The 11,874-nt window shown below is 64.3% G+C and carries 11 protein-coding genes; 5 read left to right on the top strand and 6 right to left on the bottom strand.

Features of this window, described 5'->3' with window-relative positions:
- Positions 1-86: 86 nt before the first annotated feature.
- Positions 87-1,661 (bottom strand): beta (1-6) glucans synthase, encoded by a 1,575-nt coding sequence (locus tag MJ643_RS18860; protein WP_247726973.1) that lies wholly within the window; start codon positions 1,659-1,661, stop codon positions 87-89.
- A 197-nt stretch (positions 1,662-1,858) separates the two neighbouring features.
- On the opposite strand from MJ643_RS18860, the gene MJ643_RS18865 reads away from it, so the two are divergent.
- From MJ643_RS18865 to MJ643_RS18875, 3 genes are all read left to right on the top strand, one after another.
- On the top strand, positions 1,859-2,719 hold the full coding sequence (locus tag MJ643_RS18865) for a glycine betaine ABC transporter substrate-binding protein (RefSeq protein WP_054573879.1): 861 nt from the start codon (positions 1,859-1,861) through the stop codon (positions 2,717-2,719).
- Positions 2,720-2,961: 242 nt separating this feature from the next.
- Entirely contained in the window at positions 2,962-3,273 is a 312-nt protein-coding gene (locus tag MJ643_RS18870) for a DUF485 domain-containing protein (RefSeq protein WP_003260090.1), read from the top strand.
- A complete protein-coding gene (locus MJ643_RS18875) occupies positions 3,270-4,934 on the top strand; it encodes a cation acetate symporter (protein WP_247726974.1) in 1,665 nt (554 codons plus the stop codon). Before MJ643_RS18870 ends, MJ643_RS18875 begins: the two co-directional genes overlap by 4 nt.
- Before the next feature lie 55 nt (positions 4,935-4,989).
- Here MJ643_RS18875 and MJ643_RS18880 read toward each other — a convergent pair whose 3' ends face one another.
- Positions 4,990-5,142, bottom strand: coding sequence for a DUF3309 family protein (locus MJ643_RS18880; protein ID WP_013971433.1), 153 nt, complete (start codon positions 5,140-5,142; stop codon positions 4,990-4,992).
- A gap of 312 nt (positions 5,143-5,454) precedes the next feature.
- Here MJ643_RS18880 and MJ643_RS18885 point away from each other — a divergent pair, with 312 nt between their 5' ends.
- Together MJ643_RS18885 and csrA are read left to right on the top strand one after the other, a co-directional pair.
- On the top strand, positions 5,455-6,264 hold the full coding sequence (locus MJ643_RS18885; RefSeq protein ID WP_013971434.1) for an SDR family oxidoreductase: 810 nt from the start codon (positions 5,455-5,457) through the stop codon (positions 6,262-6,264).
- A 120-nt stretch (positions 6,265-6,384) separates the two neighbouring features.
- Positions 6,385-6,573 (top strand): carbon storage regulator CsrA, encoded by a 189-nt coding sequence (csrA, locus tag MJ643_RS18890; RefSeq protein WP_024086434.1) that lies wholly within the window; start codon positions 6,385-6,387, stop codon positions 6,571-6,573.
- A gap of 114 nt (positions 6,574-6,687) precedes the next feature.
- Here the strand turns inward: csrA and MJ643_RS18895 are convergent, their stop codons facing one another.
- The 4 genes from MJ643_RS18895 to MJ643_RS18910 all read right to left on the bottom strand — a co-directional run bounded on the left by MJ643_RS18895 (position 6,688) and on the right by MJ643_RS18910 (position 11,849).
- Positions 6,688-6,915 (bottom strand): YheU family protein, encoded by a 228-nt coding sequence (locus tag MJ643_RS18895; RefSeq protein ID WP_247726975.1) that lies wholly within the window; start codon positions 6,913-6,915, stop codon positions 6,688-6,690.
- An 83-nt stretch (positions 6,916-6,998) separates the two neighbouring features.
- Positions 6,999-8,183: an osmoprotectant NAGGN system M42 family peptidase gene (locus MJ643_RS18900; protein ID WP_013971436.1), complete on the bottom strand. Its 1,185-nt coding sequence runs from the start codon at positions 8,181-8,183 to the stop codon at positions 6,999-7,001.
- Positions 8,184-8,312: 129 nt separating this feature from the next.
- Positions 8,313-10,058, bottom strand: coding sequence for an N-acetylglutaminylglutamine synthetase (ngg, locus tag MJ643_RS18905; RefSeq protein ID WP_024086436.1), 1,746 nt, complete (start codon positions 10,056-10,058; stop codon positions 8,313-8,315).
- Positions 10,059-10,061: 3 nt separating this feature from the next.
- Positions 10,062-11,849: an N-acetylglutaminylglutamine amidotransferase gene (locus MJ643_RS18910; protein WP_024086437.1), complete on the bottom strand. Its 1,788-nt coding sequence runs from the start codon at positions 11,847-11,849 to the stop codon at positions 10,062-10,064.
- Between the last annotated feature and the right edge of the window lie 25 nt (positions 11,850-11,874).

Consider the following 11,874-nt stretch of genomic DNA (forward strand, 5'->3'; position numbering starts at 1 on the left):
AGCTGGCTTTGTCCCTCCTCCTCCCTTCAAGTCTAACCATACAAGCTGGCTTGCCTGCGATGGAGCGCGAAGCGGTCCCAAGGATATCAGGCCGGGCGCAGCCGCAAGCTCCGCCACAAAGCCGCCGTCATCAGCACACTCACCCCGGCCCACCCCCAGGCCTGTTGGTTCTCCAACCCTTCCACAAACAACTGCGGCGCCACCCCGGCACCGACGATGAACGCCAGTAACGCCACCTCCGCACGCCGCGCCCGCACCGGCCACACTGCAAACACCAACGCTGGCAACGCCAACGCTGCGCTGGGGAAGCTGCGGTAGCGTGGGTCGAACACCATCGCCAGCATGCTCACCGCCGCGGCAAAACCCGCCGCCAGCAACAGCCAGCCGACCCGCGCCTGCAACCAGGCGTACAGGCGTTCGCGCCAGCCCGCGCGCCGTGCCAGGGCCAGCACGGCATGGGCCAGCACCAGCAGGTTCAGCCCTGCCAGCAGCACCGCCCACAGCCACTCCCCGGCAAAACGCGCATGGGTGCGCATCAGCTCGCCCCAGAGCCCCAGGCAGCCTGCCCCAAACGCTGCCAGCAACGGCAGCAGCATGGCTGCCGTCGGGGTGGCGGGGCGCCCGGCAATCATCAGCATCACCACCGTCAGCACGGCACTGGCCAGCAACCACTGCGGCCAGTAAGGCAGGTTGCTCACCGGCCCTTCGAGTATGCCCTTGTCCTGCCGGTTGGCATCGTAAAGCCCCCAGTAACCACCAACCGCCCCCTCATTGGCGCGCTTCCATGGCTGGTCGAACGCCTCGATCAGGTTGTAGTGCCAGCCGTTGCTTTCGGCCATGGCCACGAACCCGCGAATGAAGCGCGCCTCGTTGACCCGGCTGGGCTGTGCGGTTTCGCGCTGGCGGCCTTCGCTGGGCCAGCCGGTTTCGCCGATCAGGATGTCCTTCGGCGCGAAGCGCGTGCCGAACACCCGGCGCACATCGGCGACGTGGGCCAGGGCTTCGTCGATGCCCCGCGGGTCGTCTTCCCAGTAAGGCAGCAAGTGAATAGTCAGGAAGTCCACCGCAGGCGCTACCTGCGGGTGCTGCAACCAGAATTCCCACACATCGGCGTAGGTTACCGGCACCTTGACCTGGCTTTTCACCCGGGCGATCAGCGTGGCCAGGTGCGCGCCGGTCACCTCCTTGCGCAGCAGCGTCTCGTTGCCGACGATCACCGCGCTGACCACGTCGGGGTTGGCATTGGCGGCGGCGATCAGTAGCTCGATTTCTTTCTCTGTGTCGGCCGGGTGGGCGTTGACCCAGGCACCCAGCATCACCTTCAGGCCATGCTTGCGTGCCAGCGCCGGGATTGCCTCAAGACCGGTCTGGGAATAGGTACGGATGCACTGGAAACGCTCGGCCAGCAACGCCAGGTCGGCATCCATGCGCGCCGGGCGCAGGCGCAACGGCTGGTCGTAGGGCGACTGGTCCTTGTCGAACGGGGTGTACGAGGCGCATTGCAGCTTGTGCGTCGGGCTGGCCGCGTCGGGCAGTTGCACCGGCTTGCCAAGCCCGTACCAGAGCCCTCCGAGCCCGAGCAGGGCGAGCAGGGCGAGCAGGCAGGCAAGCAGGTACAACGGCAGCAGCAGGCGGGTAGAACTGGGCATCGGGCGGTCCATCGTCAGGCGCAAAAGGGTAGATAGTAGCCCGGCGCCAAACTTTTGGCATGCAAGGATCGCGCAGGGCGGCATAGGCCGATGGCGCTAATGGCATAGTGCTGTCGCATATGGGGCGGATATAGGTCGTAGCTGGAGCAGGTCGACTATTGTTGCAGGACGATGATGCAAATTCCGAGACCTGACGAGGGGATGCTTTGATGGCTGCTAATACAAAAATGCGACGTTTCCTGGGTGTGGGCACCGCCATGGTACTGGCCATGGGCGCGGCACAGGCAATGGCCAAAGAAGTCAGCATTGGTTACGTGGATGGTTGGGCTGACAGCGTGGCGACCACCAACGTGGCCGCCGAAGTGATCAAGCAGAAACTCGGCTACGACGTGAAGTTGCAGGCCGTGGCCACCGGGATCATGTGGCAGGGCGTGGCAACCGGCAAGCTCGACGCCATGTTGTCGGCGTGGTTGCCGGTAACCCATGGCGAGTACTGGGCCAAGAACAAGGACAACGTGGTCGACTACGGCCCGAACTTCAAGGACGCCAAGATTGGCCTGATCGTCCCTGAGTACGTCAAGGCGGTGAGCATCGCCGACCTCAAGACCGATGACACCTTCAAGCAGAAGATCGTCGGCATCGACGCCGGCTCCGGCGTAATGCTCAAGACCGACCAGGCCATCAAGGACTACGACCTGACCGGTTACAAGCTGCAGGCCAGTTCCGGCGCAGCGATGACAGCAGAACTGGGCCGTGCCTATGCCAAGCAGCAGTCGATTGCGGTGACCGGCTGGGTACCGCACTGGATGTTCGCCAAGTGGAAGCTGAAGTTCCTCGAAGACCCGAAAGGCGTGTATGGCGCCGCGGAAACCGTGAACAGCATCGGCAGCAAGGAACTGGCGACCAAGGCCCCGGAAGTGGCGGAGTTCCTGAAGAAGTTCAACTGGCAGTCGAAGGACGAGATCGGCGAAGTGATGCTGGCTATCCAGGAAGGCGCCAAGCCTGAAGCGGCGGCCAAGGACTGGGTGGCCAAGCACCCTGATCGCGTGAAGGAGTGGACTGGCAAATAACAACCTGTCAGGGCCAGTTTTGCTGCTTCGCGGGTGAACCCGCTCCTACAGGGATATCACTGCCTTCCGGGCTAGTGATGCCCCTGTGGGAGCGGGCGTGCCCGCGAATGGGCCATCACTTTGTTACGCAACCGGTAAAACACCGTTGCATCTAAGACTAAGGTCGTCTGGTTGGCGTCCGATAGCCGCATAAAGTAAGGGTCGTGGGTTCCACCCCTATCTGTGCTGCTAGGACAAAAACAATGAACGACAGCATTTACCTCTCGATACAAAACAGCCCCCGCTTCAAGGAGCTGGTCACCAAACGCGAACGGTTCGCCTGGATTCTCTCGGCGATCATGCTCGGCCTTTACTGCGCCTTCATCCTCCTGATCGCCTACGGTCCTCAGATCCTGGGCACCAAGCTCAGCCCTGAGTCGTCGATTACCTGGGGCATCCCCCTGGGCGTCGGCCTGATCGTCTCGGCATTCGTCCTGACCGCCATCTACGTACGCCGCGCCAACGGCGAATTCGATGAGCTGAACAAGGCCATCCTGAAGGAGGCGCAACAATGATTCGCCACGCCAAAGCCCTGGCCGTACTGGCCTGCGGAGCCTTCGCACCCGCCGTGTGGGCCGCCGAAGCCCTGACCGGCGAGGTGCAGAAGCAACCGCTGAACGTCTCCGCGATCGCCATGTTCGTGGCCTTCGTCGCCTTCACCCTCGGTATCACCTACTGGGCCTCCAAGCGCAACAAGTCGGCGTCGGACTACTACGCCGCCGGGGGCAAGATCACCGGCTTCCAGAACGGCTTGGCGATTGCCGGTGACTACATGTCGGCCGCCTCGTTCCTGGGTATTTCCGCACTTGTGTTCACCTCTGGCTACGACGGCCTGATCTATTCGATCGGCTTCCTGGTCGGCTGGCCGATCATCCTCTTCCTGATCGCCGAACGCCTGCGCAACCTGGGCAAGTACACCTTCGCCGACGTGGCCTCGTACCGCCTTGGGCAGAAGGAGATCCGCACCCTGTCGGCCTCCGGTTCGCTGGTGGTGGTGGCGTTCTACCTGATCGCGCAAATGGTCGGTGCCGGCAAGCTGATCGAGCTGCTGTTCGGCCTGGACTACCACGTGGCGGTGATCCTGGTGGGTATCCTGATGTGCCTGTACGTGCTGTTTGGCGGCATGCTGGCCACCACCTGGGTACAGATCATCAAGGCCGTGTTGCTGCTGTCCGGTGCCAGCTTCATGGCGCTGATGGTAATGAAGCACGTGGGCTTCGACTTCAACACCCTGTTCTCCGAGGCAATCAAGGTGCACGCCAAGGGCGAGGCGATCATGAGCCCGGGCGGCCTGGTCAAGGACCCGATCTCGGCATTCTCTCTGGGCCTGGCGTTGATGTTCGGTACCGCCGGCCTGCCGCACATCCTGATGCGCTTCTTCACCGTCAGTGACGCCAAGGAAGCGCGCAAGAGCGTGCTGTACGCCACCGGCTTCATCGGCTACTTCTACATCCTCACCTTCATTATCGGCTTTGGCGCCATCCTGCTGGTCAGCACCAACCCGGACTTCAAGGACGCCGCTGGCGCCCTGCTGGGTGGCAACAACATGGCAGCGGTGCACCTGGCCAACGCCGTGGGTGGCAGCGTGTTCCTCGGCTTCATCTCGGCTGTTGCCTTCGCCACCATCCTGGCGGTGGTCGCCGGCCTGACCCTGGCCGGTGCCTCGGCGGTGTCCCACGACCTGTACGCCAGTGTATGGCGCAAGGGCAAGGCCAACGACAAGGACGAGATCCGCGTGTCGAAGATCACCACCGTCGCCCTGGGCGTACTGGCGATCGGCCTGGGCATCCTGTTCGAGAAGCAGAACATCGCCTTCATGGTCGGCCTGGCGTTCTCCATCGCGGCCAGCTGCAACTTCCCGGTACTGCTGCTCTCGATGTACTGGAAGAAGCTGACCACCCGCGGTGCCATGATCGGCGGCTGGCTGGGCCTGGTGAGCGCGGTGACGCTGATGATCCTCGGCCCGACCATCTGGGTGCAGATCCTCGGCCACGAGAAGCCGATCTACCCGTACGAGTACCCGGCGCTGTTCTCGATGCTGATCGCCTTCGTCGGTATCTGGTTCTTCTCGGTCACCGACAAGTCCAAGGCTGCCGAAGACGAACGTGCGCTGTTCTTCCCGCAATTCGTGCGTTCGCAGACTGGCCTGGGCGCTTCGGGTGCTGTTTCGCACTGATCCTTCCGGCAATGAAAAAACCGCGCTTCGGCGCGGTTTTTTTGTGTTTTCGCTGCTAGATCATGCCTAGTAGCAACAAAACCAGCAGAACTACCAGCACCACGCCGATGATGCCGGACGGGCCATAGCCCCAACTGCGCGAGTGCGGGAAGACCGGTAAGCCACCAATCAGCAGAAGGATCAGGATGATGATGAGAATCGTGGTCATGACGGAGTCCTTGCGTGGTTGAGGGTCAAGGGCCTCGGACTGCTGGCCTCTTGTAAATAAGGACCGGTGGTGAGTGTTAAAGATTCCATTTGAATGGTTGCCAGTACCGGCCTCTTCGCGGGTAAACCCGCTCCCACAGGGACAGCGCAACCCTCAGGCTTGTGATGATCCTGTGGGAGCGGGTTTACCCGCGAAGAGGCCGGTACTGACCACACAGTCATGCCCCTCCATTCACTACCTTGATGAACCCTGCCTGCCCATCAGGCCTTGATTAGACTGGTTGCACAACCCATCAGAACAAGGCCAGCCACCATGCAAAACCGCATCATGATCACCGGCGCCGGGTCCGGCCTCGGTCGCGAGATCGCCCTGCGCTGGGCGCGCGAGGGCTGGCGCCTGGCGCTGGCCGATGTCAACGAAGCCGGCCTGCGCGAAACCCTGGAGCTGGCCCGCGCAGCCGGTGGCGATGGCTTTGCCCAGCGTTGCGACGTGCGCGACTACAGCCAGCTCACCGCCCTGGCCCAGGCCTGCACCGAGCAGTTCGGTGGTATCGATGTGATCGTCAACAACGCCGGCGTTGCTTCGGGCGGGTTCTTCGCCGAACTGTCGCTGGAGGACTGGGACTGGCAGGTCGCAGTCAACCTGATGGGCGTGGTCAAGGGCTGCAAGGCCTTTCTGCCGCTGCTGGAGCGCAGCAAGGGGCGGATCATCAACATCGCCTCGATGGCTGCGCTGATGCAGGGGCCGGGCATGAGCAACTACAACGTGGCCAAGGCCGGCGTACTGGCCCTGTCGGAAAGCCTGCTGGTCGAGCTACGCGAACTGGAAGTGGCGGTGCACGTGGTGTGCCCGTCTTTCTTCCAGACCAACCTGCTGGACTCGTTCCGCGGGCCGAACCCGGCGATGAAAGCCCAGGTTGGCAAGCTGCTTGAAGGCTCGCCGATCAATGCGGCGGAGATCGCCGAATACATCCACCGGCAGGTTGCCGCTGGTGAGTTCCTGATCCTGCCCCATGAAGCCGGGCGCCAGGCCTGGCAACTGAAGCGTCAGGCACCTGAGCGGCTGTATGACGAGATGGCTGAGATGGCGGTGAAAATGCGGGCCAAGGCTCGGTCGCGATGATTCGTCTGTAAGGAAAGTTACCGGCAGATGTAGGGTGCTTCTGAATCACGGCAGAACTATTGAGTAGCCCTATGCCGTCAAGGCAGGCTCCGGTTTTCCCTTTCGCTGGAGGAACGGAGCATGCTGGTAATAGGGCGCGAAGTGGGAGAGATCATCGTGATTGGTGATGACATTCGGATCATGGTCGTGGAAACGCGGGACGGGATGGTGCGCTTTGGCGTGGATGCACCGCGGCAGGTACCGGTGCATCGGGCCGAGGTGTACAAGCGCATCAACGAAGGGCAGCAGGCCAAAGCCCGCAGGGTTTGATGTTGCCTGTGTCCGCCTCTTCGCGGGCACGCCCGCTCCCACGGGTACTGCACCGCCCTCAAGACTTGTGAAATTCCTGTGGGAGCGGGCGAGCCCGCGAAGAGGTCAGACCTGTTAGTCGAGCAGCTCGCGGGGCACATCATGCTTGGCCAGCAACTGGCACTGCTGGCTTTCCGGGTCGAACAGGATGAACGCCTGGCCCTTGGTCAATGCCTGGCGCACCCGCAGCACGCGGGTTTCCAGCGGGGTGTCGTCGCCGTTGTCGGTACCGTCGCGGGTGACGAAGTCCTCGATCAGGCGGGTCAGGGTTTCGGCTTGCAGTTGGTCGTAGGGGATCAGCATGTTGGGCGTTGCCTAGGGTGTTGGTGGGGGCATGCTACGCGAAACATTCGGGATTTTGGGGCTGCAACGCAGCCCCCAGGGCCTCAAGCCTTGTTGCCAACCAGGCTATCCACCGCCGGCACCCGCGTATCGCTCTCCATCTGTGCATCATGTTCCAGCTGGTGGCTGAAGCGCTCCAACGACGCATTGGCCGGCTGCGAATCACTGGCAAACACCGGCGGGCTCAGCAGGTACGCCGACAACAAGCGGCTCAACGCCGCCAGGCTGTCGATGTGTGTTCGCTCGTAGCCATGGGTGGCATCGCAACCAAAGGCTACCAGCGCGGTACGAATATCATGCCCCGCCGTCACTGCCGAATGGGCATCGCTGAAGTAGTAGCGGAACAGATCGCGCCGCACCGGCAGGTCGTGGTCGCCGGCCAGTTTCAGCAGGTGCCGGGACAGGTGGTAGTCGTAAGGCCCCGACGAGTCCTGCATGGCCACGCTCACCGCATGCTCGCTGGAGGCCTGCCCGGGCGCCACCGGGGCGATGTCGATGCCGACGAACTCGCTGACGTCCCAGGGCAGGGCGCCAGCCGCTCCCGAGCCGGTCTCTTCGGTGATGGTGAACAGCGGGTGGCAGTCGATCAACGGTTGGCGGCCGCTTTCCACCACGGCTTTCAGCGCCGCCAGCAGCGCTGCCACGCCGGCCTTGTCGTCCAGGTGGCGGGCGCTGATGTGGCCGCTTTCGGTGAATTCGGGCAGCGGGTCGAAGGCAACGAAATCACCGATGCTTACACCCAGCGCCTCGCAGTCGGCGCGGGTGGCGCAGTAGGCGTCCAGGCGTACCTCAACGTGCTCCCAGCTGACCGGCATCTGGTCGATGGCGGTGTTGAAAGCATGCCCGCTGGCCATCAGCGGCAGCACGCTGCCCCGGTATACGCCGGTGTCGGTGAATACGCTGACCCGGCTGCCTTCGGCGAAGCGGCTGGACCAGCAACCGACCGGCGCCAGGGCCAGGCGGCCGTTGTCCTGCAACTGGCGCACGCTGGCGCCGATGGTGTCCAGGTGAGCGGACACGGCGCGGTCGGGCGAGGTTTGCCGGCCCTTGAGGGTGGCGCGGATGGTGCCGCGGCGGGTCAGCTCGAAAGGGATGCCCAGTTCGTCCAGGCGCTCGGCCACGTAGCGCACGATGGTGTCGGTGAAACCGGTGGGGCTGGGGATGGCGAGCATCTCCAGCAGCACGCGCTTGAGGTAGTCGAGATCGGGTTCGGGATGTCGGTCGGACATGGTTGGGGACTCCTTTACTCCTGTGCCGGCCTCTTCGCGGGTAAACCCGCTCCCACAGGGCCCCCACAGAGCCCGAGTGCAGCACCGTACCTGTAGGAGCGGGTTTACCCGCGAAGAGGCCAGCAGCGGTTACGCCAAAGGCCGACTATGCGGAAACAGCAGGTCGATAAAACGCTCGGCGGTCGGTTGCGGTTCATGGTTGGCCAAGCCGGCACGCTCGTTGGCCTCGATGATCACGTACTCCGGTTGCCCGGCATCACGCACCATGAAGTCCAGCCCCACCACCGGGATCTCCAGCGCCCGTGCAGCGCGCACGGCGGCGTCGGACAGCACCGGGTGCAGGCGTTCGGTCACGTCTTCCAGGGTGCCGCCGGTGTGCAGGTTGGCGGTACGTCGCACGGCCAGGCGCTGGCCGGCGGGCAACACGTCCTCGTAGCCAAAGCCCGCCGCGCGCAGGGTGCGCTCGGTTTCGTCATCCAGTGGAATGCGGCTTTCGCCACCGGTTGCGGCCTGGCGCCGACGGCTCTGGGCATCGATCAGCTCGCGGATGCTGTGCTTGCCATCGCCCAGCACTTGCGCTGGGTGGCGGATGGCTGCCGCCACCACTTCGTAGCCGATCACCACGATGCGCAGGTCATGCCCGGCATGGAAACTTTCCAGCAACACGCGGCTGTCGAACTGGCGGGCATGCGCTACGGCGTGGGTGATGTCGTCGATGCAGGTGAGGTTCACTGCCACGCCCTGGCCTTGCTCGCCATCGACCGGCTTGACCACCACCGCGCCATGCTCTTCGAGAAACGCCAGGTTGTCGTCGGCATTGCCGGCCAGCTGCTGCGCCGGCACCTGCAGCCCGGCATTGTGCAAGGCATGTTGGGTAAGGCGCTTGTCCTGGCACAGGGTCATGGTCACGGCGCTGGTCAGGTCGCTGAGCGACTCACGGCAGCGAATGCGGCGCCCGCCCAGGCTGAGGGTGAACAGGCCGCCGGCGGCATCGTCGACTTGAACCTCGATGCCTCGACGCAGCGCTTCGTCGACGATGATGCGTGCGTAGGGGTTGAGGTCGGCTTGAGGCCCCGGCCCCAGAAACAGCTGTTCGTTGATGCCGTTCTTGCGCTTGACCGCGAAGGTCGGCAGGTTGCGAAAACCCAGCTTCTGGTAAAGGCGCTTGGCCTGGCGGTTGTCGTGCAGCACCGACAGGTCCAGATAGGCCAGGCCGCGGCTCATGAAGTGTTCGATCAGATGGCGCACCAGCACCTCGCCCACGCCGGGGCGGGTGCAGTGCGGGTCTACCGCCAGGCACCAGAGGCTGCTGCCGTGCTCGGGGTCGTCGAACGCCTTGGCATGGTTCAGGCCCATGACGCTGCCGATCACCGCGCCGCTGTCTTCGTCCTCGGCCAGCCAGTACGCCGGGCCGCCCAGGTGCAGAGGCGTAAGCAGCTCGGCGTCCACCGGCAACATGCCGCGCGCCTGGTACAGGGTGTTGATCGCCTGCCAGTCGCCCGGGTTCTGTGCCCGGCGCACACGAAAGCCGCGGAACACCCGCTGCGCCGGGCGGTAGTCGGTGAACCACAAGCGCAGGGTGTCGGACGGGTCGAGGAACAGTTGCTGCGGGGCCTGGGCCAGCAGCTGCTGCGGCGCGGCCACGTACAGGGCGATATCGCGCTCGCCGGGGCGTTCTTCCAGCAGGTCGGCGGCCAGGTCGGCTGGGTTGGGGTAGGTGTGGCCGATCAGCAGCCGGCCCCAGCCGCAATGTACGGCGCGCGGCTGGTCGTGGGGCTGGCTGCCATCGCCGGCCAGGCGCGCCTGCAGGCGCTCGTAGGACGGCGCCTGGCCGCGCAGCAGGCGCTGACCGTAAGCGATTTCATGGGCTTTCATCGGTCAGATTCCTTGTTCGCTCAGCCACAGGTTCAGCGCCGCCAACTGCCACAGCTTGGAGCCGCGTAGCGGTGTCAGCTGGCCGTGCGGGTTGCTCAGCAGGCGGTCGAGCATGGCCGGATTGAACAGCCCGCGGTCCTGGCTGGGGTCGGTCAGCAGTTCGCGTACCCAGCCGAGGGTGGCGCCTTCCAGGTGCTTCAGGCCCGGCACCGGGAAGTAGCCCTTCTTGCGGTCGATCACCTCGTGCGGGATCACCCGCCGCGCCGCCTGCTTGAGCACCTGCTTGCCGCCGTCGGGCAGCTTGAAGCGTGCCGGAATGCGTGCCGAAAGCTCCACCAGGCGGTAGTCGAGGAATGGCGTGCGCGCCTCCAGGCCCCAGGCCATGGTCATGTTGTCGACCCGTTTGACCGGGTCGTCGACCAGCATCACCGTGCTGTCCAGGCGCAGCGCCTTGTCCACCGCATCGGGGGCGCCAGGGCGGGCGAAATGTTCACGGACGAAGTGGCCCGCTGCGTCGCTTTCCAGCAGCCAGGGTGCCTGCACGGTGTCGCGGTACTCGGCGTGGCTGCGATCGAAGAAGGCTTCGCGGTAGGCGGTAAAGGCATCCTCTGCGCCGTCCACCTGCGGGTACCAGTGGTAACCGGCGAACAGCTCGTCGGCGCCCTGGCCGCTTTGCACGCCCTTGCAGTGCCTGGCCACTTCCCGCGACAGCAGGTAGAAGGCGATGCAGTCATGGCTGACCATGGGTTCGCTCATGGCGCGGAAGGCGGCTGGCAGCTGGTCGATGATTTCGTGCTCGGCAATGCGCAGCTGGTGGTGACGGGTGCCGTAGTGCTTGGCGATCAGGTCGGAGTACTGGAACTCGTCGCCGCGTTCGCCACCGGCATCCTCGAAACCGATGGAGAAGGTCGACAGGTCATCCACGCCCACTTCGCGCAGCAGGCCGACCAGCAGGCTGGAATCGACCCCGCCAGACAGCAGTACACCTACGTCCACTGCTGCCCGTTGGCGAATGGCCACGGCGTCGCGGGTGGCGTCGAGCACGCGGGTGGTCCAGCCTTCCAGGTCCAGCTCACGTTCATCGGGGTTGGCGCCGTAGTGCAGCTGCCACCAGGTCTGGCGTTTCACTTCGCCATGACGATCGATGCGCATCCAGGTACCGGGTTCCAGCTTTTGCACGTTGGCCAGCAGGGTGCGTGGCGCCGGCACCACGGCGTGGAAATTCAGGTAGTGGTTGAGTGCCACCGGGTCGAGCATCGGGTCGATGTCACCACCCTTGAGCAGCGCTGGCAGGGTCGAGGCGAAGCGCAGGCGCTCGCCGTTGCGCGACAGGTACAAGGGCTTTACGCCCAGGCGGTCGCGGGCGAGGAACAGGCGCTGGTTGTCGCGTTCCCAGATGGCCAGGGCGAACATGCCATTGAGCTTGGGCAGCAGGGCTGCGCCCCAGGCGTGGTAGCCCTTCAGCAATACCTCGGTGTCGCCGTCGGACCAGAAGCTGTAGCCCAGGGCCTGCAGCTCCTGGCGCAGTTCGGGGAAGTTGTAGATGGCGCCGTTGAAAGCCAGCGACAGGCCCAGGGTGTTGTCGACCATCGGCTGGGCAGAGCCGTCGGACAGGTCCATGATTTTCAGGCGCCGGTGGCCGAGGGCGATCGGGCCTTGGCTATGGAAGCCCCAGGCATCCGGGCCGCGGGGCGCCAGGTGGTGGGTTATGCGCTCTACCGCAGCCAGGTCGGCTGGGCGAGGGGCTTGGTCGATGGGTGTAAAACGCAACTCTCCTGCTAATCCGCACATAGGTCCTTACCGGTTTTTCCGTTGG

The organism is Pseudomonas sp. PNPG3 (assembly GCF_023093815.1).
GTDB lineage: Bacteria > Pseudomonadota > Gammaproteobacteria > Pseudomonadales > Pseudomonadaceae > Aquipseudomonas > Aquipseudomonas asiatica.

What these genes read in the sequence shown, in the direction of transcription:
- MJ643_RS18860 (WP_247726973.1), bottom strand. Translation starts at nt 1,661, where the DNA reads ATGGACCGCCCGATGCCCAGTTCTACCCGCCTGCTGCTGCCGTTGTAC.
- MJ643_RS18865 (WP_054573879.1), top strand. Translation starts at nt 1,859, where the DNA reads ATGGCTGCTAATACAAAAATGCGACGTTTCCTGGGTGTGGGCACCGCC.
- MJ643_RS18870 (WP_003260090.1), top strand. Translation starts at nt 2,962, where the DNA reads ATGAACGACAGCATTTACCTCTCGATACAAAACAGCCCCCGCTTCAAG.
- MJ643_RS18875 (WP_247726974.1), top strand. Translation starts at nt 3,270, where the DNA reads ATGATTCGCCACGCCAAAGCCCTGGCCGTACTGGCCTGCGGAGCCTTC.
- MJ643_RS18880 (WP_013971433.1), bottom strand. Translation starts at nt 5,142, where the DNA reads ATGACCACGATTCTCATCATCATCCTGATCCTTCTGCTGATTGGTGGC.
- MJ643_RS18885 (WP_013971434.1), top strand. Translation starts at nt 5,455, where the DNA reads ATGCAAAACCGCATCATGATCACCGGCGCCGGGTCCGGCCTCGGTCGC.
- csrA (WP_024086434.1), top strand. Translation starts at nt 6,385, where the DNA reads ATGCTGGTAATAGGGCGCGAAGTGGGAGAGATCATCGTGATTGGTGAT.
- MJ643_RS18895 (WP_247726975.1), bottom strand. Translation starts at nt 6,915, where the DNA reads ATGCTGATCCCCTACGACCAACTGCAAGCCGAAACCCTGACCCGCCTG.
- MJ643_RS18900 (WP_013971436.1), bottom strand. Translation starts at nt 8,183, where the DNA reads ATGTCCGACCGACATCCCGAACCCGATCTCGACTACCTCAAGCGCGTG.
- ngg (WP_024086436.1), bottom strand. Translation starts at nt 10,058, where the DNA reads ATGAAAGCCCATGAAATCGCTTACGGTCAGCGCCTGCTGCGCGGCCAG.
- MJ643_RS18910 (WP_024086437.1), bottom strand. Translation starts at nt 11,849, where the DNA reads ATGTGCGGATTAGCAGGAGAGTTGCGTTTTACACCCATCGACCAAGCC.